Source organism: Bacillus sp. KICET-3 (genome assembly GCF_033261025.1).
In the GTDB taxonomy this organism is placed as follows: domain Bacteria; phylum Bacillota; class Bacilli; order Bacillales; family Bacillaceae; genus Bacillus; species Bacillus sonorensis.
This window is the reverse complement of sequence record NZ_CP137345.1, coordinates 1,267,200-1,293,055: the sequence shown is the minus strand read 5'-3', so window position 1 is coordinate 1,293,055 and position 25,856 is coordinate 1,267,200. Positions and strand designations below refer to the sequence as shown.

At 47.3% G+C, this 25,856-nt stretch carries 22 protein-coding genes and 1 pseudogene; 12 read left to right on the top strand and 11 right to left on the bottom strand.

The features are described from left to right. Nucleotides 1–44: 44 nt before the first annotated feature. The 3 genes and pseudogenes from rsgA to cotG form a co-directional block, all read right to left on the bottom strand. Nucleotides 45–1,102, bottom strand: a pseudogene (gene rsgA / locus R5H20_RS06450) (ribosome small subunit-dependent GTPase A). 267 nt (nt 1,103–1,369) lie between these two features. Then, the gene (locus R5H20_RS06445; RefSeq protein WP_006636773.1) at nt 1,370–2,287 is read right to left on the bottom strand and encodes a fumarylacetoacetate hydrolase family protein; all 918 of its coding nucleotides are present in this window, start codon (nt 2,285–2,287) and stop codon (nt 1,370–1,372) included. Between the two features lie 159 nt (nt 2,288–2,446). Next, on the bottom strand, nt 2,447–2,971 hold the full coding sequence (gene cotG / locus R5H20_RS06440; protein ID WP_006636772.1) for a CotG/ExsB N-terminal domain-containing protein: 525 nt from the start codon (nt 2,969–2,971) through the stop codon (nt 2,447–2,449). Between the two features lie 164 nt (nt 2,972–3,135). Here cotG and R5H20_RS06435 point away from each other — a divergent pair, with 164 nt between their 5' ends. Beyond that, on the top strand, nt 3,136–4,218 hold the full coding sequence (locus R5H20_RS06435; RefSeq protein WP_006636771.1) for a CotH kinase family protein: 1,083 nt from the start codon (nt 3,136–3,138) through the stop codon (nt 4,216–4,218). A 181-nt stretch (nt 4,219–4,399) separates the two neighbouring features. Continuing rightward, complete coding sequence (locus R5H20_RS06430; RefSeq protein ID WP_006636770.1) at nt 4,400–4,588, top strand: aspartyl-phosphate phosphatase Spo0E family protein; 189 nt, start codon at nt 4,400–4,402, stop codon at nt 4,586–4,588. Between the two features lie 95 nt (nt 4,589–4,683). Here the strand turns inward: R5H20_RS06430 and R5H20_RS06425 are convergent, their stop codons facing one another. Beyond that, the gene (locus R5H20_RS06425) at nt 4,684–4,977 is read right to left on the bottom strand and encodes a DUF3784 domain-containing protein (RefSeq protein ID WP_006636769.1); all 294 of its coding nucleotides are present in this window, start codon (nt 4,975–4,977) and stop codon (nt 4,684–4,686) included. Between the two features lie 169 nt (nt 4,978–5,146). Here R5H20_RS06425 and R5H20_RS06420 point away from each other — a divergent pair, with 169 nt between their 5' ends. Genes R5H20_RS06420 through R5H20_RS06395 form a run of 6 tightly spaced genes read left to right on the top strand, consistent with a single transcriptional unit; the run spans nt 5,147 to nt 7,056 of the window. Then, nucleotides 5,147–5,368, top strand: a complete 222-nt coding sequence (locus R5H20_RS06420) for a spore germination protein (protein ID WP_006636768.1) — start codon at nt 5,147–5,149, stop codon at nt 5,366–5,368. Between the two features lie 11 nt (nt 5,369–5,379). Beyond that, a complete protein-coding gene (locus R5H20_RS06415) occupies nt 5,380–5,616 on the top strand; it encodes a spore germination protein GerPB (RefSeq protein ID WP_006636767.1) in 237 nt (78 codons plus the stop codon). Then, on the top strand, nt 5,613–6,227 hold the full coding sequence (locus tag R5H20_RS06410; protein WP_006636766.1) for a spore germination protein GerPC: 615 nt from the start codon (nt 5,613–5,615) through the stop codon (nt 6,225–6,227). Before R5H20_RS06415 ends, R5H20_RS06410 begins: the two co-directional genes overlap by 4 nt. Next, the gene (locus R5H20_RS06405) at nt 6,224–6,400 is read left to right on the top strand and encodes a hypothetical protein (RefSeq protein ID WP_006636765.1); all 177 of its coding nucleotides are present in this window, start codon (nt 6,224–6,226) and stop codon (nt 6,398–6,400) included. The genes R5H20_RS06410 and R5H20_RS06405 overlap by 4 nt, the downstream gene beginning before the upstream one ends. Then, the gene (locus R5H20_RS06400) at nt 6,400–6,783 is read left to right on the top strand and encodes a spore germination protein GerPE (protein ID WP_006636764.1); all 384 of its coding nucleotides are present in this window, start codon (nt 6,400–6,402) and stop codon (nt 6,781–6,783) included. The genes R5H20_RS06405 and R5H20_RS06400 overlap by 1 nt, the downstream gene beginning before the upstream one ends. A 54-nt stretch (nt 6,784–6,837) precedes the next feature. Continuing rightward, complete coding sequence (locus R5H20_RS06395; RefSeq protein ID WP_006636763.1) at nt 6,838–7,056, top strand: spore germination protein; 219 nt, start codon at nt 6,838–6,840, stop codon at nt 7,054–7,056. Between the two features lie 83 nt (nt 7,057–7,139). Here the strand turns inward: R5H20_RS06395 and sbcC are convergent, their stop codons facing one another. The 6 genes from sbcC to modA form a co-directional block, all read right to left on the bottom strand. Further along, complete coding sequence (sbcC, locus tag R5H20_RS06390) at nt 7,140–10,532, bottom strand: exonuclease subunit SbcC (RefSeq protein WP_006636762.1); 3,393 nt, start codon at nt 10,530–10,532, stop codon at nt 7,140–7,142. Continuing rightward, complete coding sequence (gene sbcD / locus R5H20_RS06385) at nt 10,529–11,713, bottom strand: exonuclease subunit SbcD (RefSeq protein ID WP_006636761.1); 1,185 nt, start codon at nt 11,711–11,713, stop codon at nt 10,529–10,531. The genes sbcC and sbcD overlap by 4 nt, the downstream gene beginning before the upstream one ends. Before the next feature lie 69 nt (nt 11,714–11,782). Continuing rightward, nucleotides 11,783–15,472: a helicase-exonuclease AddAB subunit AddA gene (gene addA, locus R5H20_RS06380; RefSeq protein WP_006636760.1), complete on the bottom strand. Its 3,690-nt coding sequence runs from the start codon at nt 15,470–15,472 to the stop codon at nt 11,783–11,785. Next, complete coding sequence (addB, locus tag R5H20_RS06375; RefSeq protein WP_006636759.1) at nt 15,459–18,959, bottom strand: helicase-exonuclease AddAB subunit AddB; 3,501 nt, start codon at nt 18,957–18,959, stop codon at nt 15,459–15,461. Before addB ends, addA begins: the two co-directional genes overlap by 14 nt. A 109-nt stretch (nt 18,960–19,068) precedes the next feature. Beyond that, nucleotides 19,069–19,725, bottom strand: coding sequence for a molybdate ABC transporter permease subunit (modB, locus tag R5H20_RS06370; protein WP_006636758.1), 657 nt, complete (start codon nt 19,723–19,725; stop codon nt 19,069–19,071). Nucleotides 19,726–19,733: 8 nt separating this feature from the next. Further along, nucleotides 19,734–20,525: a molybdate ABC transporter substrate-binding protein gene (gene modA / locus R5H20_RS06365; protein WP_006636757.1), complete on the bottom strand. Its 792-nt coding sequence runs from the start codon at nt 20,523–20,525 to the stop codon at nt 19,734–19,736. 183 nt (nt 20,526–20,708) lie between these two features. Here modA and R5H20_RS06360 point away from each other — a divergent pair, with 183 nt between their 5' ends. The 3 genes from R5H20_RS06360 to R5H20_RS06350 all read left to right on the top strand — a co-directional run bounded on the left by R5H20_RS06360 (nt 20,709) and on the right by R5H20_RS06350 (nt 23,304). Continuing rightward, nucleotides 20,709–21,149 carry a ferritin-like domain-containing protein gene (locus R5H20_RS06360; RefSeq protein ID WP_006636756.1) on the top strand — a complete coding sequence of 147 codons (441 nt, stop codon included), beginning with the start codon at nt 20,709–20,711 and terminating at the stop codon, nt 21,147–21,149. A gap of 147 nt (nt 21,150–21,296) precedes the next feature. Beyond that, nucleotides 21,297–21,956 carry a response regulator transcription factor gene (locus tag R5H20_RS06355; RefSeq protein WP_051056661.1) on the top strand — a complete coding sequence of 220 codons (660 nt, stop codon included), beginning with the start codon at nt 21,297–21,299 and terminating at the stop codon, nt 21,954–21,956. Beyond that, on the top strand, nt 21,937–23,304 hold the full coding sequence (locus R5H20_RS06350) for a sensor histidine kinase (RefSeq protein WP_006636754.1): 1,368 nt from the start codon (nt 21,937–21,939) through the stop codon (nt 23,302–23,304). The genes R5H20_RS06355 and R5H20_RS06350 overlap by 20 nt, the downstream gene beginning before the upstream one ends. Nucleotides 23,305–23,371: 67 nt before the next feature. On the opposite strand, the gene R5H20_RS06345 is transcribed toward R5H20_RS06350, so the two are convergent. Continuing rightward, nucleotides 23,372–24,304, bottom strand: coding sequence for a VanW family protein (locus R5H20_RS06345; RefSeq protein ID WP_006636753.1), 933 nt, complete (start codon nt 24,302–24,304; stop codon nt 23,372–23,374). Between the two features lie 204 nt (nt 24,305–24,508). Between R5H20_RS06345 and R5H20_RS06340 the strand changes: the two genes are divergently transcribed. Continuing rightward, nucleotides 24,509–25,756 (top strand): cell wall-binding repeat-containing protein, encoded by a 1,248-nt coding sequence (locus R5H20_RS06340; RefSeq protein ID WP_006636752.1) that lies wholly within the window; start codon nt 24,509–24,511, stop codon nt 25,754–25,756. The last annotated feature ends 100 nt before the right edge of the window (nt 25,757–25,856 follow it).

Genomic DNA, 25,856 nt, shown 5'->3' with positions numbered 1-25,856 from the left:
GGATGCGGGAGGCGCTGCATTCACCATCAGCGCCTCTTTCTCAGCTATCTTTTTTTATGGTTTTTCATGCTTTTCGAAATCTGCTTCCAGCGGTTTTTTCTTGTTTCATCGCCCGTTTATCTTTTTTTCTCGCAAGGTATTCGAGCTCTTTTTTCAGCTTCACGTAGCTCTGTAAGCGATGGCGGTCCAAGCTCCCTTCCAGAATGGCTGTTTGAACGGCGCAGCCGGGTTCTTGATCATGGCGGCAATCCGAAAATTTGCAGCTTTTCGCCAGCTGTTCAATATCGGCAAAGCTTTCGCGGAAGCCTTCTTCAGATTCCCAAAGCTCAAGCGCCCTCATGCCCGGCGTGTCGATTACATTTCCTCCATCGGGAAGCATAAACAGCTCCCTGTGCGTGGTCGTATGCCGCCCTTTGTCATCGCCTTCACGGACCGCTTGAACGGCCTGGCGGTCCTCTTTCAAAAAGAAATTAATGATGGTCGATTTTCCGACCCCTGAAGAGCCTAACAGCGCCACCGTCTCTCCTTCTCTGATATACCGCCTCAGCTCATTCATACCCATGCCCTCATGTGTACTGATGACATGGATGGGCACACCAAGCGCGACAGATTCAGCCTGTCTGACCCTTTCCTCAATCCGGCCCTCGATGTCCGCTTTGCTCAGCACGATGACCGGATTGGCGCCGCTTTCCCAAGCCAGCAATAAATAGCGTTCCATTCTTCTCATATTGAAATCCTGGTTGAGTGCACTGACGAGAAACACCGTGTTTACGTTAGCCGCCGTGATTTGTTCCACCGTTGGATCACCCGCTGCCTTCCGCGAGAATTGGCTGAAGCGTGGAACAATATCCACGATCGTTCCTTTTTGTTCGCCTTCCCGCGGACGCATATACACCCAATCCCCCACAGCAGGGTAATCTCCGCTGCTTTCCGCTTCAAATCTCAGCCTGCCGGACATTTCGGCAAGCCATTCTCCATGCCCGGTAAACACCCGGTACATCCGCTTATGCACAAGAGCGACTCTCCCAAGCACAAGTCCGTTTTCTTTCATATCCTTTAAAGCATCGCTAATATATTTCACACCTAATCTTGTTAGATTCAATTTCGTTTCCTCCCATTGTCTGATGATGTATCAAAAGAAAAAAGAGCCTAAGACAAGGCTCTTTTTTTGCGCTCTATCAAGCAAAGCAAAAAATCCATGAGCCGCACCGGCAGCCCATGGAATAGAATATCACCAGATCAACAAAAGAGAATCGGTTAATGAATTGACATGGGCTGCGCTATGAAAAGTGGACTGGCAAACATCACAATCGCTTTTCTCATCGCACATCCCTCATTTCCGTAAATTTGATATCTCCAGTATACAAAATCATCCATCAGATGACAACACTTTATTTGAAAGCGTCCCGATCGGCTCGATCGTAATATCAACCTGATCCCCTTCATGAAGAAACCGCGGCGGATGAAATCCATTGCCGACCCCGGACGGCGTCCCCGTCGCAATGATATCCCCGGCTTCAAGCGTCATTCCTTTGGACAGCGTCTCAATGATTTCAGCAATCGGAAATATCATATCTTTCGTGCAGCCGGACTGGCGGAGCGCCCCATTGACGCGCGTTTCCACTTTCAGCTGTTGAGGATCCTCAATCATTGACTTATGTACGAGATACGGCCCCATCGGACAGGTGGCATCAAGGCTTTTTCCAATAAAAAACTGCTTATGGCGCTTTTGCAGATCACGCGCTGTCACATCGTTGACGATCGTGTAGCCGAACACATAGTCGAGCGCTTCTTCTTTCGGAATGCGTCTGCCCGTTTTGCCGATGACCACCGCCAGCTCTCCTTCATAATCAAGCGCATCTGTCACGCCTTTGTGTGCATCAATGTCTTCCATGTGTCCGATCACTGATGTCGGCGCTTTTGTAAAGACCATGATATGCTCGGGAATATCCGCTTCGCTTCCCATTTCAATCGCATGGTCCCGATAATTTTTCCCGATGCAAAAGACGTTTTTCCGCGGCTTGGGAATGGGCGCAAGCAGTTTGACATCTGAGAGCGGATAAATATAAGAACCGCTTTCTTCAGTATGCTTCTTCTTTGACCATTCAACAAGCTGCTCAACATGGCGGACAAACTTGTCCCCCTCACTTACACATTCAATGAGTGTTTCAGGTATGGTCTCAAGCTCAAACAGCTTTTTTTCGGCTTTCTGCAAATCCATGATTTTATCGCCCATCACAAGTCCCACAAATATTCGGCTGTGCAGCCCTGCTGTCGCAAACTTCATTCATATTCCCCCGCACGTTATGATTTCATCTTCACTTCTTTTCTAAATATTCTCTAAAAAATGAAAAAATCCTTTCTGCCCTCTAAAAACCCATTCAAAAGTCCCGGCCTCTCATTCCTAAAAAAGAATAGCGGCTCACATTGCAGTAAGCCGCTTTGATTACACTTTGCGATATTTGACTTCCGTTACATTCCCCTCATACCATTCGGTGTATTTTTCATAGCCGCTTTTCGAACTCTTATGATGTTTTTTCTTATCGTAGTGGTGATATTCCCACCGTTTGTGGCGACATTTCGGCTTTTTATCCGGTTTTTTGCTTTTATCATGCTTTTTGCAGTCATCCGGCTTTTTGCTTTTGTCATGATGCGGCTTTTTGCTTTTATCATGTTTTTTACAGTCATCCGGCTTTTCGCTTTTATCATGCTTTTTGCTATTGTCATGATGCGGTTTTTCGCTTTTATCATGTTTTTTGCTTTTGTCATGATGCGGTTTTTCGCTTTTATCATGTTTTTTGCTTTTGTCATGATGCGGTTTTATCCCCCACCACAGATCCCAAATGTTAGAATCTTTCTTATTTTTTCCGCTTCCTGAGGATTCAGGCTCACGGTCCAAATATTGATCTCTTCCCTCGCTCTTCAGCTGGTCTACTGCTTTTTGAATATCATGATCATGGACACCACTCATCTTTATACCTCCTATCCTATCTTTTTATGTCCTGTTTTATCATACTCAAGGGCAGAGACAGGTGTACTGAGGCAAATGACTGTTTTGTTCAAACTTAGGCCGCCCGCTCCCGGGACAGGCTTTTTCCACATATAATATCCCATCTGAAAAAGGAGGAAATGATCATGAATGGTACTGTCTTGCCGGCCTTCAGGCTGTACATTCACCCAAACGAATTGAACAAAATAAAAAAAGACATTTGGAGCGACGAAGCTGTTCCCGGTGCGCTCCAAACCGGTACGGTACGCATTCCGGTCTTCGTTTCCTACAGAGGGGCGCACACCCGCGAATTGCAAAAGAAATCCTATTATATTCAATATCGCAAACAAACAAAAAGAAAAGAGTCCGAATTTCACTTAAACGCTGAGTTCAACGATCCTTCCTACATTCGCAATCGACTTTCTTTTCATTTCTTTGACAAAATCGGGGTGCTCGCCCCATCAGCTTCCCATGTGTTTCTTTCTATCAACGGAAAACAAGAAGGCGTCTATTTAAAAATAGAGTCGGTTGATGATACATTCTTAAAGAAGAGAAATTTAGAAGACGGTGCAATTTATTATGCCGTTGATGACGATGCCAATTTTTCTTTGCTAAGCTCTTTTGACAAACAGGCGAAGAAAAACCTGCTTCAGGGCTATGAAAGAAAATGCGGATCGAGCAGGCACGACAATGTTTTACAAGAATTGATCTACTTTATTAACACCGCAAAAGACGAGACATTCGCAAAGGAGATCAAGCGCTACCTTGATGTCAAACAATATTTGTTGTGGCTGATCGGAGTCGTGTGCACGCAAAACTTCGACGGATTTGTTCATAATTATGCTCTTTACTTCAATGAAAAGACGGGGATATTCCAAATCATCCCTTGGGATTGTGATGCGACATGGGGACGGAATATCAACGGTGAAGATATGAAGCACGACCGCATTCCGGTGACCGGCTATAATACATTATCAGCAAGGCTCCTGGACATTCCATCCTTTAAATCACAATATTTCGCTTTGATGAAACATGTCCTGCAGCATGAATTTACGATCAGCCGGCTTTCGCCCTGTCTGACAAAATGGCATGCCGTCCTAGCCCCTTACCTTGAACAGGACCCTTATACAAACATTACCTCCGCTCAGCTGGAAGATGAACAAAAACAGATTTTCCATTATATCGAAAAAAGAAAACGTTATCTGTTTTTATCACTTTCCAGGCTTTAAAGAGACGGTCTAGTTTATGACTCTTGCTTCAGCGCAGAAAAAAATGTCGCATTTTTTGTCATATTGACGAAAAAAATCCTTTCAACCCAAAATGGAGTATACTATCAGTATCAACTTTTTTAAATTGTGAAAAAGCTGATCCACCGGCTCAAAATACAAGTGAAAGTTGGAGACTGCCATGATGAACAAAAAAATTGAAGCAAAACGATTGGACTTGATTGAAACCGCCGAAAAATTCGGGATCAATTCCAAAGAAGCCATTCGCTGCAGCCAGGAATTGGACAACTTGCTGAATCAAAAAATGCAAAAGCATGAGAGCGGCTTGCAGCTTGAAGATGTCTTTAAAACGAGCGGCCGCCGCTCTTCCTAAAAGCGCCTGCCCGAGCAGTCAGATGGCGCCCATTTCACCGGTAGAGTCTGTCGTATTAGCACCGGTTTTTTCTGATTCACAATTTTCGTTCACGATCAATCAACCAATGTTTTTTGAACGTAGATGATCGTGCAAACGCCGTATGCAATAATTGCCGAAGGTGTAAACGACTCCTGATACGGGATGTGGACTAGACCGTTCAACAATAAGAAAAAACCGCTGTTCAGAAAGAAATATCCAGCCGTTACAGCCAGCTTATCTTTATCTCTGATTCTTGACTGCTGAAAACCTCTCAACATCCAAACTTGTTTTTTTACCCCGACAGCATAGGCAGTCACCATAAAAAGCAAAGCCAGCAAAATGAAATGATATTGAAACTCGACATACATATAAACTTCCGCTCCTCGTAACAAACATATACAGTCTTTTTACGCTTTCACACGATAGAAGTTTCATCGTCCCGCTTTTTTATTTAATCACAGGAAGCGCCCAATCCTCATAAGATATGGTGTATAGCCCATTAGAGATGTTTGAATCAATGGAAAAGGGTGTGCCTTAATGCCAGCGATTGTCGGAGCTTTTAAAGTAAATGCCGTAGGTTCAAGCGGGGTTGTTCATATCGGGGACTGCATCACGATCTCTCCTTATTCAGAACTGAAAACATTTGCCGGCGCCGGAAGCTTTATTACCGGAGACGGAACCGTCATATACAACCAAAACAGCATCACCCGCACTTTTGACAACGATCTGATCGATCAGCCGGTCGCAGGAAATCTGTAAGGAGTGAGGTCATGAACTTCTATATTAATCAAACGATACAAATCAATTACTTAAGAGTAGAAGGAATCAGCAACTCTTCCGTCTTGCAGATCGGGAGCGCCGGTTCAATTAAAACGCTTTCCAATTTGTATAATACCGGAAGCTATACTGAAGCGGCTCCGCCCGTAACAGGAGAGGTTCCTACCCCATTCTTTGTCCCCCTTCAGTCTCCTTCGGCAACAGGAGTACGCGGAGGTGAAAGCTCATGAACCAGCAGCACCCGCCATATTCACAAAACATTTACAGCTACTTGCAGCAGCAGGCCGCACAAATTCAACAGCTTGAAAGACAGATCTCCGTAATTCAGGCAGAGCTGAACAGCCTGAAGGAAAATCCGGGAACAAGAATTGACCGGGTTGAATACAAATTTGACCAACTAAAAATCGAACGCCTGGAAGGAACCCTCAACATCGGGCTCAATCCGGCGGATCAGGAACATGTCGAAAACTTCGAAATCGGCCAGCATCCGCCGGAAATCGGGATGCTCCAACAGGAAATGAACGGTCAGCTGATCCAGCATGCAAGACAGCTTGTTGACGCTTATTTAAACGAAGAAATCCCCCATCACCTGGAACAGCTGGAAAACCGGTATGACAGCAAGCTGGATGATACAAACCGGCACCATATCATTGAAGACATCCGAAAACAGGTAGACAGCCGCATCCGCTATTATGCCAAGCATGTAAAAACCGAAGAATCCGCTTCACCGAGGGAGCAGGCGGAAAAGCTGGCCGAACATGTGAAGCGCGATATCATCCGGGCGATTGAACATTTTCTAAAAGCGATACCTGATGAAATGAAAGGAAATGAAAACGAATGAATTTTACTGTTGTAAACCGCTGTTTGGACGTAGGCAACATTAAAATCACCGGGGTTTCAAGCTCCTCCGTTTTTTTAATCGGAGATACAGAATCCATTTCGCTCTCATCGATTTTTGATACGCCGCCGGAATCTCTTATCATCGGGGCAATCACCCCGCTGGCGCCTGAATAATGCTGAATAGAACTTCCAAAGTGAAATTCTTAAAATTGCAGTTTGTCGGGGCCGGCAGCACGCTTCAAATCGGTGATTCAGAAGAACTGTTTTTCAGGGAAAAGGTTCTCGCCATCCAACGCTATCTTGCTGATTATCTGGGGAATGAAGGCTCTTTTAAACAGGAAGATTATCAGCTTTTCCAACAGCCTGTCCCCCAACCGCTTCCGGAAACAGGCGTATGTTCCGCGTTTTTCCATGAAAACCCGGTCATTCGCGTGAGAGCCATCAAGATTCAAAGTGTTTCTTCTTCATCAACTGCCCATATAGGATCAACCCGCAGCATAGATACCGACACAAGGATCAAGCATATTCGAAACCTCCCCCCTAGGAATTCACAATAGCGAAAAGGCCCGCATATACTGTCTCGAGACTTCTAAAAAGGGTGTCGATCAATCATGCCAGCAATTGTCGGACCTATCAAGATCAACTCTATATCAGGGGGAGTAGTAAATTTCGGTGATTCCTTTTACCTTTCTCCAAAAAGCACTTCAAAATCCGCACTTGGTTCAGGTGCCGGAAATACAGGAGATTTCCTAATCGTGAACAATGGTTTAAATGCTACAAATTATATAGACCCCGATGTCAGCGACTCGGATGTTGTCGGAAATGCATAAAGCAGCCTCATTCATACAGAAGGAGGCTGCTTTTGAATTGATGCATCCGCTCTATCATTTTAATCTTAGCAGCGAAAAACATGTCAAATCATTTCAAGCGATACGGCAGTTCCTCTGCCGCTCGGCTCTGCCGGCTGGACGATCAATTTTTTCGGCAGTCTAGCCCTGAGCTCCTGGACGTGACTGATCACACCGACTGACAGATTGTCGGACTGGAGTTTTTCCAACGCTGTGATCACCGTATCCAGCAAGTCTTGATCAAGCGTTCCAAACCCTTCATCCAAAAAGAAGAATTGCAGCGGGTATTCTCCGCGAAGCTGGATTTGAGCGGATAAAGCAAGCGCCAGCGCAAGGGAAGTCAGAAAGGTTTCACCGCCGGACAAGCTCGTGACCGGACGCTTGACTCCGCCGTTGGCATCATCCCTCATGACAAATCCGCCTTCCGAATCGACCTCAATCGCATACCGCTGTCTTGTCAGTCCGCCGAGTCTTGCCGACGCATCTCTTGTGACGCTTTCCAGCTGTTCTTCGGCCAAATATTCGACAAAGCTGTTCCCTTTAAATACAGCTTGAAGTTTATCAAGCCGATCGATATGAGTCTGCCACTCTTTCAAGGAAGCTTCAAGCGCCTTAAATCTTTTATGGTTCTCGCGCATTACATTCAGCGCTTTTACCGCCGCTCCTTTTTCCTCAAGCGCCGCGGTGAATGCTTCATCTGCGCGCTGCTTGCGAATGGCCGATTTTTCCCATTCTTCCTGGGAAAGCGATCTGCCTCCGAGCTTTTCCTCGATCCGCCTGACATTTGATTTGCATTGTTTTGTTTGATCCCAGTACGTTTGGATGTCTTGTTTCAAACGGTCAAGCTCCTCCTGGTCCATGATGTGCTTTTTGACATCGGCGGCATCTTCAAACATTGTGTGTTCAGCCTTTTCCGTCCAGATGCCGGACGCTTTTTTCAGCCTTGCCGAAGCTTCCCGCAATGCGAGCTCACAGCCCTTTGTCCGGGCGCTCAATTGGTTCGCTTGCGACTCTGTCTCCTTCAGCTGATCGTATAGCGTCTGATCGCGTTCATTCAGCTCTTTCAATTGTGTCTTCACATCTTGCAGCCGTTGATCAATGGCGGCTGTGTGAGGGTAATCTTTGAGCTCTTTTTGATATTCGCTTATTTCTTTTTTCAGGCTTTCAATCAGATAATGGAGATCAAGCCGTTCTTTATCGAGCGTATACAAGCGCTCTGCCAGCTCTTCTTTCTGCTGTTCATGTTCTTGCAGAAAGCGGACGCTTGTTTCAATTCTTTTTTCATAATCCTCTGCCGCAAGGTCCTTTTCTTCAATCGATTTTTGCCATTGTTGAGCCTGCTCATATGACAGGCTGTCAAATTGTTCGTGAAAGCTGTTTTCCAGCTCTTCCAGCGAATCGCTGAGCTCGCCGACGCGGCTCTGAAGCCGTTCCCGCTCTTTTTCTTCATAGCTGATACGTTCGCGAATCTGCTCGCGTTTTTTTGATGCTTCCTTGTAAGCGGTGAGGAGCGTAGACATGCGGCTTTTGATGTCAGCGAGGTCCTGCTTGATTCCCTTCCATTCAAAACCGATGTGGCGGAAGCGTTCGGGTATGTCCGTTTCTTCAAATGCGGCGGCAACTTCCGGCATGCCAGGCTCGCTTCTCATTAAAAATCGGCATTCATTGATAAGATGGTCAGACTGCTGTTCAAGCGCCACTTTTGCTGAAAGAAATTCCTGGGCAAGCCCTGATGCTGCTTCAATCATGCTTTCAACTTGCCGCAATTCCGCTTCCATCTCTTTTATCGAGATGTTTTCCACATTGGTATGGGCGGGTTTTTCATGCAGGATGGAACCGCAGACAGGGCATGGCTCTCCTTTTTTAAGCTGTTTTGATAATTCTCTTGTCAGCTCGTCCGTTCTTGCCTGTTCACGTTTGGCAGATAAGTCATCCCGCTGTTTGGCAGCAAGATTGACGGTTTCAGACAGGGCGCGTTCCGTCTCGCAAACCATCGCATAAGCCCGTTCGACCGCGGCAAACACCGCTTGAATATGTTCTTCTTCTGTTTTGATCCCGCGCTCAAGCGTTTCCTGTTCTTTCTGAAGCCGGCTGATCACGGCCTGCTGCTTGTTCAGCCTCTCTTGTTCCGTCTCGGTCTCCTTTTTGCGCTGCCCGATTTGAAATGCAAGCTGATTGGCGTACGTGCAATTTTTTCGCTCTTCACTGGATACCTGAACAGACTTCAGTTCGGCCTTCAGCTGATTCTGCCTCGCTGTCCCCCGCTCCAGCAGATTTTTTACCTTTTCCAGTTCTTCAGTTGTCTTTTTGATGTCTTTTTCTTTTTCCATCTTCTCACGAAGTTTCGCATCGGCTTCTGTTTGGACGGCGAGGCGCTTTTTTTCGATCTCTTTGAGAGCTGTCAATTGCTCCTCTTGCTTCAAAAGCTCTGGTTCTGTTTCCTTTTTGATGCTCCTGAAGGTTTCGTATTCCTGATGCGCTTTCTCATGAAGAACTTCATATTTTTGCAGTTCTTCCCGGGCCTGCTTCTCTTCCTTCTCGGCGCGCGCCGCGTCTTTTTGTGCGTCAAGATATGCATCAGCGTAAGGTTTCAGCGTGTTTGCGGTTTCGGCAAGACGCAGGCTGTTTTCTTTTTCCGCCATCAGGTCCTTTTGTTTCAGGAGTTCTTCTTCCTCTTTGAGATATCCTTCTTTTTCCTTTTGCAGATTCCAAATCTCCTGACATTCGGTAAAATGCTGAATCTCACTGTCCCGTTCAAGCCGTTTGCTTTGCAAAGCGTGTTCAGCTTCTTCAAGATGCTTTTCCGCACGCTTCAGCGCCTCGCTATCGGCTTCTCCAAGGCCCGCTTGTTCGGCAAGCATTTCATTTTTTTTCGCCTGAGCTGCCTGCACCCGTTTTTTAAGTTTTTTCACAAGCCTGTCTCCATACTGCTCAAGATTGAAAAGACGCTGAAGCATCTGTCTGCGGTCTGCTCCTTTTAAAGAAAGAAATTCAGCGAATTTTCCCTGTGGAAGAACGACCGCCCTCGTAAAATCATCGATCGTTAAGCCGAGCAGCTCTTCGACTTTGCGGTTGACTTCATTTGCTTTATCAGCCAACACGATCTGTTCTTCCTTCATTTCAATGAAGCGGCATATGGAGGTTTTCACTTTTGTGGCGTCCGTTCGTTTAAAGACGCGTTCCACTTTATAGGCCGTCTCATGGCCGGTTTGCAGCTTAAACGTGAAGGAAACGGCAAGCTCGTCCTCAGCATGGTTTAAAATGCCGTGCGTGTTATTGGCCGCCCGCTCTACTTTTCCGTATAGAGCCAATGTCATCGCATCCAAAATCGATGATTTTCCGCTTCCGGTCGGCCCGAATATGCCAAATACGCCTGCACCGCACAGGCTTTCGAAATCAATCACCTGTTCCTCCCTGAAACTGTGCAGCCCTTTTATGGACAGGGAAATCGGCTTCATATGTCATCCCCCTCTTCCAATTCCGTTCCTGAGGCAAGCTCCAAAAACAGTTTTACGGTCTCTTCATCGGGAACCGCCCCGCCGGTCTGTCTTTCATAGAACGTTTTAAACCTTTCTTCAATCGGGACATGGCGGGACTGAACCGTTTGTTCGGCTGACGACAAAGTGTCATGAAAAACAGGACGAATGTGAATGATTCCTTGATGCGCTTTTCTCAATCGATGAATCTCTTCAATCGAAAGCTGGTCTGTCAGATGGATTTCAAGGTCGATCCAGGCGTTTTTGTCACGCTCTTCTTCAAGCCAGCTGTACACTTGCGAGATCCCTTCCGTCGCCTTCCATTTCACAAGCGGTTTTCCGCTCGACAGGAAAATTTCTTTCCACTCTGCCGGCCCGCCCGGTTCGGCTTCCACAACTGTGACCGATTTAGCATATCCGGCTTCTGAAAAGCTGTAGGCGAGCGGAGAACCGGAATACCTGGCAAGCGTGCGGGCGCGTTTGATCGTCTGCGGGCGATGCAGATGCCCGAGCGCCACATATGCGGCTGTTTCAGGCAGGCTTTCCGCAGCCACCGTATACGCGCCTCCGACTTCGATCGGCCGTTCAGAATCAGTCTGGCTGCCGCCGGCGACATAAATGTGGCTCGCCGCGATCTGAACGGCATCTTTTCTGAACTTTCGGCTCATATGCTGGAAGGTCTGTTTTATTTTTTCGTCGTACTGATCGCGGAGCAGCTTTTCATCAAATGTTTCAGACAGCACTTCATTCAATCTTGATTCAGAAGGATATGCGAGCGCTGCAACAGAAAGAAATTCCCCTGAAGAAGGAATTTCTATGTCTACAGGCTCTGCCTGCGGATATCCGATCAGATGAATCCCGTGGTCTGTCGTTAACGGAGATGCCGCTGAAAGGCGGTCAGGATTGTCATGGTTTCCGGCAATGACCACGACAGGCCGCTTACCTTTATCAGATAAAGCAGAGAGGCTTTCATAGAACAGCTGTTCCGCCAGAGCAGGCGGGTTTACGGTATCAAAAGCGTCCCCGGCCATGACAATGGCATCGATTTTCTCATCTCTTGCGATCATTGCAAGTTCATCAAGAAAGTCCTCCTGCTCTTTCAGGCGGCTTCTTCCTTCAAGCGTCTTTCCTAAATGCCAGTCCGCCGTATGTAAAATTCGCAAGCTTTTTCACCTCTCTTTTGATCAAAAACCTCCCCCGCGCCCTAGGCTTGGGGGGAGCTCAATATGTCGTCAAAACATTAGCACATGGCAGCCGTCAAAAAAGTAAAGGGCCTTTCCTTTCAGAGGCGTCTTCAACATCGTTTCGACGGCCCGCGCATAGAGATTGATCTGTGTTTCATAGCGTTTTCTCAGTATCGGCTCCGCTCCTTCAAAGCCGCTTCTAAATTTGCCGTGTATCCGGTCTGTTTTGTAATCGAGCAAATAAAATCCATCATCCGTCTCAAACAAACAGTCAATAATCCCCTGAATCAATACAGGTTCATCCGCTGTGTTCATGCCGGGATATACGTCCTGGGCGGGCAGCGTCATATTGAAGGGAACTTCCCGTTCAACCCGCCGGGCGCTCAGCAGTTTTTCACCTATGTCCGTTTCGAAAAACGCGAGAATATCGTCTTCTTCGATCGCCGCACGCTGATCTTCTGTTAAAAGCTCTTTCTCGACAAGCCTGTCAAGCAGGCGGCCAAGCTCATCCGCTTGCGGGGCATGGGTCAACGGGAGGTGCTGCATGACCGTATGCATCGCCGTTCCCCGTTCGGCAGCCGTCAGCCCTTTCGCCATCATAAAGGAAGGCCTTTTGAACAATACAGTCTCTTGTGCCGGGCGAATCAATGATCGGTCGCCATATTCATCCTCATATTCCTTCTGCCTTTTGATTTCGGAGACAGACTGCTTTGTGCGGATGCGGGACGCGTCTTGATAAGGGTATGACCATGTCAGCCTCTCGCGCACTTCCTCCTCATAATCAAATGGTCCATCGATCGGCAGCCCTTTTTTAATCAGTGACAGCCGGTCATGCTTTTCCTCCTCGGTGTGAGCCTGATCTTCAGCTTCAAGCTCTGCGGAAGAGATCCAGCTGATCGTAAAACGGGACGGATGATGATAGATTTCATCATTCGGCGACGGTAAATCGTCAGACATATCCCTGTGCCGCATTAATGCGGGCCCGATAAAATCGAGATAGGATTTGGCCTGAAAACGTTCAAAATCAGGCAGCAGCCATTCGGATCGGGAAGCGGAAGACCGCCATTTTGCCAATAGCTTTTCCTTGTCCTTCGCCGTACCGACCAAAAACAGCTTTTCCTTTGCCCGGGTTAGGGCGACATACAGGACGCGGAGCTCTTCTGATAAAAGCTCGCGGCGCATTTTTTTCTTCATTGCGATAAGCGGCAGCGTCGGATAACTGATCCGCCATTTTGGATGGATAAACTTTGTCCCGAAACCGAGCTCTTTATCAAGCAGATATGATTTGTTTAAGTCCATCATGTTAAAATTCCGGCCAAGTCCTGCCGTAAATACGACTGGAAACTCAAGCCCTTTGCTTGAATGAATCGTCATCAGCCGGACGACGTCTTCCTGTTCGCTCAAAGCTCTTGCGGTTCCGAGATCATCGCCCCGCTCCTGCATTCGTTCTATAAATCTCAAAAAGCGGAACAAGCCGCGAAAGGATGTCGATTCATATGATCTGGCCCTGTCGTAAAGCGCGCGCAAGTTGGCCTGCCGCTGCTTTCCGCCCGGCATTCCGCCGACATAATCCAAATACTTCGTATCCCGGTAAATTTCCCAGATCAGCTCAGCCACTGAATGATGTTTTGCATATGTCCTCCACTTTTTGAGGAGCCGGTCAAAGCGGCTCAGCTTTTCATTAAGGGTGTCATCCGGGTCGGACGAGGCGATATACGCTTTCAGCGCTTCATAAAAAGGAGCTTTTTTATCCCTGATTCTGATCAGGGACAGCTCATTTTCATCAAGGCCGACAATCGGCGATCTGAGAACGGATGCCAGCGGGATATCCTGGTATGCATTATCGATTATCTTCAGCAGCGAAAGCGTGACTGCGACTTCTGTCGCTTCAAAATAGCCTGTTGACAAATTCGCGTAAACCGGAATTCCCTGCTGTTTGAATTCATCCATGATCTGCGGCGCCCACGGCATTGACCGCAATAAAATCACGATGTCGCGGTACTCGATGTTTCTCGTTGTTTTCGTTTTGCCGTCATACACTTGGAATTTCCCGGATATCAGCTCGCGGATCCGTCCTGCCATGGCCCTCGCCTCAAGCTGAACCGTTTCCAGCTCTTCCGCCTCTTCATCCGCGCTGTTTTCCTGATTTTCAATCATCAGCACTTCCGTTTTTGTGCTGTCATTTGGAGGATATGACGCGCCGAGCTTTAATTCTGCCTGCTCGTCATAGTCAACTTCGCCGACCTTTCCCCCCATAAGCTGCTTAAACAGAAAGTTGGTGCTGTCTAAAATGTCGGAACGGCTTCTGAAGTTTTTATTTAAATCGATTTTCTGTCCGGCGCCTGATCCATCATCTGTAAACCGTTTATATTTTGAGAGGAATAACAGCGGCTCAGCCAGGCGGAATCGGTAGATCGACTGCTTGACATCGCCCACCATAAAGAGATTTCCCTCATGCTCCTCCTTGGCGACCAGCTTTAAGATGGCCTCCTGGACAAGGTTTGTATCCTGGTACTCATCGACAAGCACTTCATGGAACTGATGCCGGTAATGGGCCGCAGCTTCGCTCGGGACCGTTTCCCCCGCTTCATTTTTCTTTGTCAAAATCGCCAGACAGTCGTGTTCAAGATCGGAGAAATCGACGATGGCCTTTTCTTTTTTCACCGCCTTAAAGCGTCTGCCGAATTCGATGACAAGCTTGACAAGCGTCTTGATGACGGGCTTCATCTCCTTCAAACTTGCCAAATGCTGATCAGGAGTCCGCGTGAAATAATCGGTTTTCAGCTTTTCCAGCTGTTTTTTCGCACTGTTTCGCAGCTCTGTCGCTTCTTCGATTAAAGACGGCTCGAATTCATCTCCTTTGCACGGCTTTGCCCGTTGAAATGAAACGGCGGACACAAGCTTATAAAGCGCCGCGAAATCATCCTGATGCCTGATCAGATTGTCGATCTGCGCCAAATCATCGAGAAAGTTTTCCGCGCGCGGCGCAGGGCCTCCCGGCTGTTTTGCCAGCTCAAGCGCACGGGCCAGCTTTTCCCGCACACCTTTCAGAGCGAGTTCGACATCTTCCTTGATATAAGGATAAAACGGCAGTGCTTCTACCTTCGCGTCAGCATCTGCGTCATACAGCTCGACAAACTTTTCAAGCCAGGATTCCGGATCGGGATGAGAGCGGGAAAACTCATAGACCCGCTTCACCAGGTACTGCAAATCCAGATCATGGCGGTCTGTCGTATATCGATCAACCAGTTCAAAAAAAGCCGGATCGCCTTTTTGATATTCTTCCTCAAACAGCTCGTCAAGCACTTCATCGCCAAGCAGCTCTCCTTCTGTCTGGTCGGCGATCCGAAAGGCCGGATCAACGTCGATCATATAATAATATTTGCGAACGACCTGAAGGCAAAAAGAGTGCAAGGTTGAAATGCTTGCCTTGTTCAGCAAGGAAAGCTGCCTGCGCAAATGAAGGGAGCCGGGATGTTCGGCAAGCTCCCTTTCAAGCGCTTCACCTATCCTGTGCTTCATTTCGGCTGCGGATGCGTTTGTAAATGTGACGACAAGCAGCCGGTCGACATCGATCGGGTTATCCTCGGCCGTAATTTTCCGGATGATCCGCTCGACAAGGACAGCCGTTTTTCCGGAACCGGCGGCCGCCGCGACAAGAATGTCCCGTCCGGATGAGACAATCGCTTTCCATTGATCATCCGTCCATGTGCTGTTCTTCGGCTTAGCCATCTCCATTTGCCTCATCCTCCTTTTTCAGCCAATCCAATATCACATTGTCTTTTTCCGGCTTCAATACCCGGTACTCATTCTCCTCAAGCGATTCGTCAAACTGGCAGAATGATTTGAAAGAACAAAATGTGCACGGGGTCCTGTCTTTTAATTTATAAGGCTCGATCGCCACTTTACCGTCTGTAATCTCCTCGCCGGCTTTTTGAAACGTCCGGCGGATGTGGTGTCTTAATAAGTGAAAATCTTCTTCTCTGACGACCGCAGAATCCGAACGGAGCGAACCGTCTTTTTTCAAGCCTGCGCTGATGATGTCGGACCTGCCCTGTTCAAGGGTGGTGTCCATCAGCTTGATGGCTTCCTGGTCTCCCAGCAGAAGCCCTTTCATCTTAAATTTCTTAAATATTTCTTTTTCAATCTCATCCAGGCCGAGCGGTGCGGAGGCCTGAATCATCGGATCGTGCACATGAAAATAAAGAACTCCGGCCGGCGAGGCCTTCATCCCGAGCCAATCCGCCGAATGGGTGATGGACAAATCAAGATATGTCAGCATTTGCAGCGCAAGGCCGTAATACACTTCAGCCAGATCAAGGCCTTTATCGCTTGATTTGTAATCCACGATTCGCAGCAGCAGCCCTTTTGAGCTCTCGGCTTTATCCACCCGGTCAATCCGGCCGACAAGCTCCATTGTGCAGCCGTTTTTAAGAGTAAACCGCATCGGAGGAAGCGGACCTTTTCCGCCGAAGCCAAGCTCGAGACCGACGGGAGCAAACCCGCTCGCTTTCGCATGCTCGCTTAAAATGCCGGATACCCGCGCGATAATTTTTTGCAGCTTTTGCTTCACATAGTGGTGACGGTTTGAGCTGAGCAAAATCTCTTTTTGCAGTTTCGGCGCGAGCCGTTCTACCGCATCGCTTGATAGTGCATCACATTGTTCTTTCGTCAAGTCGCGCCAATCGAGCTTCAGTTCATGAAGACGGTCTGAGATCAGCTTCAGCGCTGAATGAAACAGCTGGCCGATATCCGGAGCTTCAAGTTTGAAAAATTGGCGTTCCTTCAGCTTTAAGCCATGGGAAGCAAAGTGGGAAAACGGACAGGCTTTGTACATTTCCATCCGCGACACGCTCCCCTGGATGTGCTCCCCGTACAGTTCCCGGCTTACCCGCTGATTGAGAGTGTGAACTTTGTTTCGGAAAAACAAGCTCGACAGGACATTTTGTGAAAATCGCCGATCAGGCTCATCCATCAAAAAGTTGTATGTACTCCACCATACATCGCTGATCGCGTACTGTCTCGACCAGATCCCGAGCTGCCCCGCCAAATAGCTTAAAGCAGTGCTTTTATTGACGAGAAATTCAAGCTGTGCCTCATCATCCAGCTGTTCCGGTTCGTTGGCGAGCATCTTCTCGGCATGATCCGGAAACAGTTCGTTTAACCGCTTCACAATAGTTGAGGGAAGCAGCGTTTTCCCTTCAGCATCTGCGATCGGATATGAGACATAGAGCTGATGAGAAGGGCTTGAGAGCGCCATGTAGATCAAATAATTTTCATCAAGCAGCTGTTCTCTTCCCGTTGCCGCAAGCGCCGCCCCGTTTCTTTTCAGCCACTCCCTGTCGTCATCTGTCAAAACCCCGTCATCGGCCGGCCTTGCCGGCAGGATGCCGTCGTTTGCCCCGATGAGAAACGTGCATTTGATACCGTACATTCTGGATAAATCCATATTGCCGATAAACACCTGATCAAGCGCAGGCGGAATCAGCGAGAATGTTAACGACTCCAAACCGGTTTCGATCATTTGCTGAAACAAGGAAAACGATATGCGCTCGTCCCCCATCATTTCCACAAACTCGTCCAATAATTGAATGACGGCGTCCCAGACCTGTTCATGCTGTCTTGATTCCTCGATCCGGCCGCTTTCTTCGGCAATCCGCCTTTCCTCTTCAAGCTTCAGCGGAATATCGGCCTCTTCAAGATAGAGATAAACGGCTTCAGCCATTTCCCTCACCGATCCCGCTTTTTTCAGGCGTTTTTGCAGGCGGTGAACAGGCGGCACAATCCAGTCCTTTAATTCATTGAGCATGTTCTCAGTCTCAATTTCCCGGTCGGTCTGTGCAAAGTCCTCATCCAATGAAGTATATCTTCTGTAAACAAACGGTTCACTGCTTGTCCACCTGTTCCCTTGAATACCATAAGCAATGCAATAGTTTTCTAGCTGGTCTACCTGTTCCCGCACCCGTTCCTTCGGCTTGTCCCCGGGGAATAAAAGCTCTGTTTTGATGCAGCGGAATACCGCTTCATATCTCCAGTTTCCTTTAATGATATCAAGTGTTGAACGAATCAGTTCGATCAGCGGATGGTTCCGCATGGACTCTTTGCCGTCTATGAAAAACGCAAGTCCGTAATCTGTAAACACTTCTTTGATCGCGTCTTGATAATCTTCAAGATTGCGGGCGATCACCGCGATATCTTTCAGCCTGAACGCGCCGCTGCGGACCAGGGAGCGGATTTCCCTGGCGATCCCTTCAATCTCGGTTCTTCTGTTAGCCGCCTGCATGATGCGGAAAGACTCTATTTTTCCTGTGTACGCGTTTGCCGGCCTTTCATCAAAATAACGCTCCACATGTTGCAGCTCCGGCGCGTGCTTATGCCGTTTCGCTTCTTCCAGGCGGATTTCTGACACATCAAGGCCGAGCTCCCGTGCTTTTTGGTGAAGATCAAAATATGCCTTTCCCGTCATCCGGAAAAGATGCAATTCATGCGGTATGTTTCCTGTAAAGGGCCGATCCGCCGTCAAAGAAAATGTAATCTCCGGCGCATGTGCCATCAGCTGTTCAAGGACGAGCATCTCCTGCGGGGTGAATTGGTGAAAACCGTCCACATAAATGGAAGCTTCCCTGATCTCTTCGGCATGCGGTATCTGTTCCGCCAAGAGTGTCAAATAATCTTCTGACTGAACATATTGATCTTTGAGGCTTTCTTCCATCTTGCTGTACAAAATATAGAGGTCGTGGAGCTTGTCGGAAAGAATCCGTTCATCCTCATATTCCGACGTCCCGCTTCCCTGCATAATCTCGCGAATGCTATCTGGCGTCAGGCAGTGCCGTTTAAACTCGGTCAGCATTCGTTCAACCTGCTCCGTAAAACCGCTTTTGTCACTCGCGTTTTGATACACTTTAAACTCATCCTTATGCTCTTCGATCAATTTGCGAAGCAGCATTTGAATGCCGGTTCCCGTCAGAAACGGACGGTTCATGCCTCCCGTGCGCTGGAGGATTCGCCAGGCAAGCCTTGAAAAACTGTAAACCTGGGCGCGGATCGTCCCGCCCAAATCAGGAGTTTTACTAAGCTCATATTCCATTAAAAACGTCATCTGATCCGGGACTAGAAAAATGATCGGTTTCCCGAGCGGGTCATGGCGAAGCTTTTCTCTGATGTCATCCAAGATAAAGGTCGTTTTCCCACTCCCGGACCTGCCTGATAAAAAAACTGCTCCCACTATGTCCGTCTCCTTTCTGTCTTCATTACCTTTCTATTCTATCGAATCATCTAGAAAATAACCATTCTTCAAAACTGGAAAAAACCGTATGAGCGCTATTCCCATACGGTTATTTTTGTTTAAACTGTACAAAAAACAGCATCAAGAACGAGATTACCGCAATTGAGGCCACCCACAGCCATGCCATCGTCATATTCCCCGAATCAATCGCCAAATAGATTGCCGTTGGAACGGTTTCCGTCACTCCGGGAATAATGCCGGCAAACATAAGCGTCGCCCCAAACTCGCCCAGCGCCCTGGCAAAACTGAGCACGCTGCCTGTGATCATCGCGTTTGACGCAAGCGGCAGGGTAACGAATAAAAACACCTTCCATTCATTTGCGCCATCAACCCTTGCCGCATCTTCTATTTCACGGTCAACACCCAAAAAACCCGATTTCGCCGACTGGTACATCAGCGGAAAAGCGACGACTGCCGCTGCGATCACCGCCGCCCACCATGTGAAAATCACCGGCGCCTGAAACACTTTTTCAATCAAGCGGCCGATCACGCTCTGTCTGCCGAATATCACGATTAAGAAGAAGCCGACGACGGTCGGCGGTAAGACGAGCGGCAGCATCAAAACCGTTTCGATGACAGATTTGCCTTTGAACCTTTTATGCGCCAGCATTCTCGCCGCAACCGCGCCGGTGATGACGGCAATGACGCCCGCCGCGGCAGCCACCTGGACGGAAATCCTGATCGGGGAAAGAAATTCCTCAAACATCCCGGTGATCAGCCCTTCTTAAATCCGTACTTTTCCATCTTCTGAATCGCCTGATCGCTTTGCAAAAATTTGTAGAACGCTTCAGCTTGCTCTCTATGCTTCGTTTGTTTCACAATGCCGAGCGGGTAAATGATCGGAGTGTGCAGCTTAGAAGCGGCGGTTTCCGCTACCTCCACCTGATCGGAAGTGAGGGCATCCGTCCGGTACACGACACCTGCGTCCGCATTGCCCGTTTCAATGTAGGAAAGCACTTGTCTTACATCCTTGCCGTAAACGATTTTAGATTGAACCTTTGACCAGAGATGAAGGTTTGTCAATGTTTCCTTCGCATATTTTCCGGCGGGAACTGATTCAGGCGTGCCAATCGCAAGCTTTTCGACTCCGCTTTTCGTCAAATCTTCGAAGCCGCTGACCTGCTGGGCTTTCCCTTTTGGAACGATCAGCACCAATGTGTTTTCAAGCAGCTTGACGGAATCAATCTTTGAAATTAAACCTTTTTCAACCAGTCTATCAAATTTGTCTTCCGCAGCCGAAAAAAACAGATCTGCCGGAGCTCCCTGTTCAATCTGCTGCTGGAGTGCTCCTGATGAACCAAAGTTAAACTTAACGCTGACATTTGGGTGATCCTTCTTATAGTCAGCCGCAAGCTCAGTCATCACGTCCTTCAGACTCGCGGCCGCAGAGACCGTAAGCTGAACATCTTCAGACTTTCCTTTTCCTGATGCGTCTTTTTCAGCCTGGCAGCCGAAAAGCAAAAACGCTAAAATCATGGTCATTCCCAGTAAAAACGCCTTTTTCATCAATCTCACTCCAATTTGTATGTAAGTACTTCGACGCTAAAATCCATTTTACGTCAATCTTCATTTTTTTTAAATAGATTCAATTCATCTGACATAATTGACACTTTTTCTCCGGCACATGCAGACGCTTCCGCTCATATACTGACAGGGCGATAACCATGAAAAAGCATGAGGTGATGCAGGATGTGGCATGTTCCACCGTATAATCCCGCCTTCCCCGCCAGGCAAAACAGCCGGCTGATTAAAGATATTGGGAAAGCGATAAACGGCGAACACAGCGCGGTCATATGCTACCAAAAACTCGCACAAATGGCGGCAAATCCCGAAATTAAAAAACAAATATTAGAGATCAGACAAGACGAAATCCGTCATTTTAATACGTTTCTAGCGTTTTATACTTCTCTGGCCGGCAGAAAACCGGATATTAAAATAACCGAACCCTGTCCAGCTCAATACCAAGCAGGTTTGGAATTCGCTTTTAAAGATGAACAGGAAACGGTCGACTTCTATTTAGAGACGTCAGATCACGCACAAGACCGGAAGATCAAAGAGGCATTCAAACGTGCGGCTGCCGATGAACAAAACCACGCTGTCTGGTTTTTGTATTTTATGACAAAACAGTAGAGCGTACTCCTTTTCAACTGACTGCGGTGAACTTGATCAATATACCCTTATAGGGTATATTTTAACAATATGACAATCTTTTTTCACTTCAGTCAGTAAAGAGGTGCTGAAACATTGAACGTTTTATTGGTAGATGACGAAATCCGGATGCTTGATCTGCTTGAGCTTTTTTTGGAAAACTTTACATGCACGAAAGCCGCTTCCGGTAAAGAAGCGCTTGCTCTGATTGAACAGCACGCTTTTGATTTGGTCATCCTCGATGTGATGATGCCTGAGATGGACGGCTGGACAACCTGTGCGAAAATCAGGAAGATCACAAACGTTCCGATTATCATGCTCACCGCAAAAAACGGACAGGACGACATCGTCAGGGGGTTGACCGGGGGTGCCGACGATTATTTAACAAAGCCGTTCAGTGAAAAAGTTCTTCTCGCCAGAATTGAAGCTGTATTAAGAAGAACAAAGCGGCAGACTGAGATTCACTTTCACGGGTTAATCTGGAATAAAGAAAGACATACGCTCCATATCAACGATCGGGAAACCGGCATCACGCCAAGTGAATTTGAATTGCTCGGCGTCCTCCTGAATCATCAGGATCAGGTGCTGGCGAGAGACCAATTGATAGAAAAGATTTGGGGATTTGACGCCGATATTGATACACGAACGGTCGATTCACATATGAGAAATCTGCGAAACCGCCTGAAAAAAGCGGGCTTTCCCGTGCAGAATTATCTCCAGACCGTCTACGGTGTCGGCTATAAATGGTCGAGCAAAGGAATCAGGTATCATGAAAAGCATTTCGTTTAAGCTGGCGGGGGCCTTCTTCATCTTCACCCTCTTTATCGAGTCCATCCTGTTTGTCACTTTGTATTCCTCAATTGTCAATACAAGAATAAACGATGAAATTCACGCCTTGCAAAAAAGGGGCAACAGCCACAGGGACGTCTTGGAAAAGCATTTTGACCAAAGGACGGTCGAACATGTCGCCTTGATGGAAACAGAAGCTGAGACGAACGTCATCATCACGGACAAAAACAGACACATTCTTGCCCAGTCCGTCCCGGGGGATATGACAGAGCACCTTCATTTCGAAGAAAAGAACATCCCCAGATCCGGCACCGCCTTGTCATCACATTGGAATACAGCAAAATACATCTGTGCGATCAGCCCTATAATGAAAGATGGAAAAACGATCGGCTATGTGTTTATGTATTTGGAGACGTCTTCCATACAGGCTTTAGTACAGAGCATCACAAAGCGCTTTATCATCTGTTTCGGTTTAACAGGTATTTTTACGGTCATCGCCATCTTTCTGTTCAGCCGGTTTTTGACAAGACCGATTATCATGATCAAAGAAACGACCGAAAGCATCATGAACGGCCAACATGATATTTCACTCGATATCAAAAGGAATGATGAACTGGGGGAACTCGCCGCTTCGATCGAAAACCTTTCCTCCGGCCTGAACCGGCTGCAAAAAGAACGAAATGACTTTCTATCAAGCGTTGCCCATGAACTGAGGACGCCGATTACGTATATTAAAGGCTACACTGATATTGCAATGAGGGATAAGCTTGACGATGCCGCCAGACATCAGTATTTATCCATTATTAAGGAAGAGACGGACAACCTTGCCCGGCTGGTCGATGATTTATTTTTGCTGACAAAGCTGAAACAGCCGAGCTTTACCATCCAAAAAAAGCGGGTTCACCTTCATACATTTATTCAAAAAGAAGTGCAAAAATCGCAAATCGCTTTTTCCGAAAAACAAATCGGCCTTTCTTTTTACATTCCGAAGAATTTGTATGTATCACTTGATGAAAAACGATTCTCTCAAGTGATGACAAATCTCTTGAATAATGCCCGCCATTATTCAGATCCTGATACGGAAGTCACTGTCACAGCATGGAAATCAAAAGACGAGATCATCATTACGGTTGCTGATGAGGGCTGCGGGATTCCCGAAGAAGAACGCAGCTATATATTCGAACGCTTCTATCGCATAGAAAAGTCAAGGTCGAGACAAACCGGCGGAACAGGGATGGGACTCGCCATCGTAAAAGAAATGGTTGAGCACCACGGCGGCTTGATCACAGTGAACGGCAGATATCCGAAAGGAAGCGAATTTATGATCAGGCTGCCTGCAGAGAAATAAGCCGGCCATTGTACTCTGCATATTAACCGATGCATGAAAGAGCTCTGCACAAACAAGCAGGGTCTGTTCAATCAGCGGATGATTCATGATATGGATCATCTTTTTTCTCCGTTGGCAACCGGGATGGAGCCTTTGGAACATCCCGCATCTCGTTCTTAATCACGTCTGAGGAGTAAAGCATAACGGCCATGCTTCCTCCATATTGTTTGGCCCGAATCAATACCGGCTGATTATATTTGTTTTGGAAGCGAAAATCTGGTCCGTTCCAGCTTACCGTAGCATCACGACCGGGCGGAACATACGGGACACGCCTGCTGTGGGAATAGCGCTGAACGATTTTCAGTCCTGCACGATCGACTGCATTATACAAAGTTGAGGATACTTGGCAAATGCCTCCCCCGACCCCTTCGGACAATTCACCTTTAACGATAATAGGAGCACTCATGTACCCCTTTTCCTCGGTTCTCTTTCCTACAACCCGGTTAAAGGAGAATGTCTCACCAGGGAAAACAACGTGATTGTCAATGGCCTTGGCGGCAAGTGAGATATTGTGTGAACGGCTCTTATTGCCCGAATTAAAATAAGTCACATATCGACCAATCTGCTGCACTCGGATGTGAGCAAGCAGCTCACTGTCAACTTTCGGATAAATATTCAACTCCGGGACTTCCACTTTAGAGGGACCGCTCCCGAAGAAATAGGTATAAAACTGCTCTTTAAACGCCTGTCGATAAAGCTTGTAGCCCACCTTTCCCGGGACGATTCTTCCCTTGTCGTTGATGATGGCATTTATAGGGGCCCGGTAAATTTGTTGATCCAGCTGATCGATAAACGCACCGTATTTTTTGTCATCAATGATTGGAGTTCCTGGAAAAGGCATTGTAAAGTTTTCACGGTTCACTACGGCAATCGGCCGTCCTTGTTGGGTGATCGTCAAACTGTCAGGCGGATCAGCAGGCTGCGCCAATAGCAAAAGACCGGTTATCCATATTTTCATCATAAGTCGGTATCCCTCCCGACAATAGTATGAACAGTAGCCTATCCATTCATGTATCTCCTCCCTTCAAATAGCGGATCAACAGAACATTCACCATTTCAATACGTAACCTAAATCTTTAAATATCATTCAGGCTTCTGCACCGGTTTTGCACATTTTGCGGTTATACTATGGGACATATGCTGAATCAAGAAGGAGGTAATCCAGGTGAAAAAGACATCCGGCTTTCTGTTGATCATGCTGATCACCGCAATCGTGCTGGCAGCATGTCAAAATTCAGAAACTGGCCACGAGAAAAACCATCATGAGCATCAAATGAATGCCCATTCCGTAAAAGAAGACAAAACAGCCGCTTCCCTCCCAACGGAATTCAACAATCAAGCGGCCGAAGGATTAATCGTGAAAGACACAAAAAACACGACAAGACTGAACGCCAATACACCTGAAGAATTAAGCATCATGACATCGCAAACAGTCTGGCCCGCCACCCATAGACAGAATCGTCCTGGAGCGGTTATTTTGGTTTCCGGAGATTCCTGGCAGACCGTTCTTGCAGCGGCGGATCTGATTCATCACCCGAATAACGGACCAATGTTAATCACAGACCATGACAAAATTTCAGACAACATCCGCAAGGAAATAAAGCGGTTAAATCCGACCGGCGCCTCTGACGGCACCCAAATCATGGCCATTGGAAATATTGACAAAAAAGCTCTTCAGAAGCTTGATTCTTATAAAGTAAAACAGCTGAAGGGCAACAATCCGGCTGAACTGGCAAAAGAAATTGACAAAGAATATGCGGGCGCAGGGGATGAATACCCAAAGAGCGTCATCATCGGCTCGTCAGAGAATGATGCAGAGCTTTATACACTGCCGGCGGTAAACTGGATCGCTCATATGCCTGAACCGATATTGTATGTGGATAAGAGCGGCATCCCCGAAGAAACGGCACAGGCATTAAAGAAAAGAAACGGTAAAGCAAACATTTACATTCTTGGACCGGAAACAGCGGTTTCTAAAAAAACGGAAAAAGCATTAAAAGAATACGGAACAGTCAAAAGAATCTCGGGAAGCAATCCTGTGGCCAATTCGATTGCCTTTGCAAAATATAAAGATAAAAGCACCAATTTCGGCTGGGGCATCACTGCTCCCGGACACGGTTTATCTTTTGCGTCGACAGAGACGCCTGACCTTGCTCTCGCAGGTGCTCCTTTTTCTCATTTAGGAAAACATGCGCCTTTGCTTGTATTGAAAAATGGACAGGCTGACCGCTCTATTTACAGCTTTTTGTCGGACATTCAGCCGTCCTTTCAGAATGACCCGCAGGACGGGCCTTACAATCATGCCTTTATTCTCGGAACTGAAAACGAGATCTCTTTTCAGACCCAGGGAATACTTGACGACATACTGGAAATTAAATCGGCTGAAGGCGGACATTCCGGCCATTCATCTTAAAAAGAGAAGGCTCTTCAAAAGGGCCGTCTCTTGTTTTTTGCCTATCTAAAACCAAATACCGTAAAAATTGATCCATCCTTCTTCATTCTCGGCGGCTGGA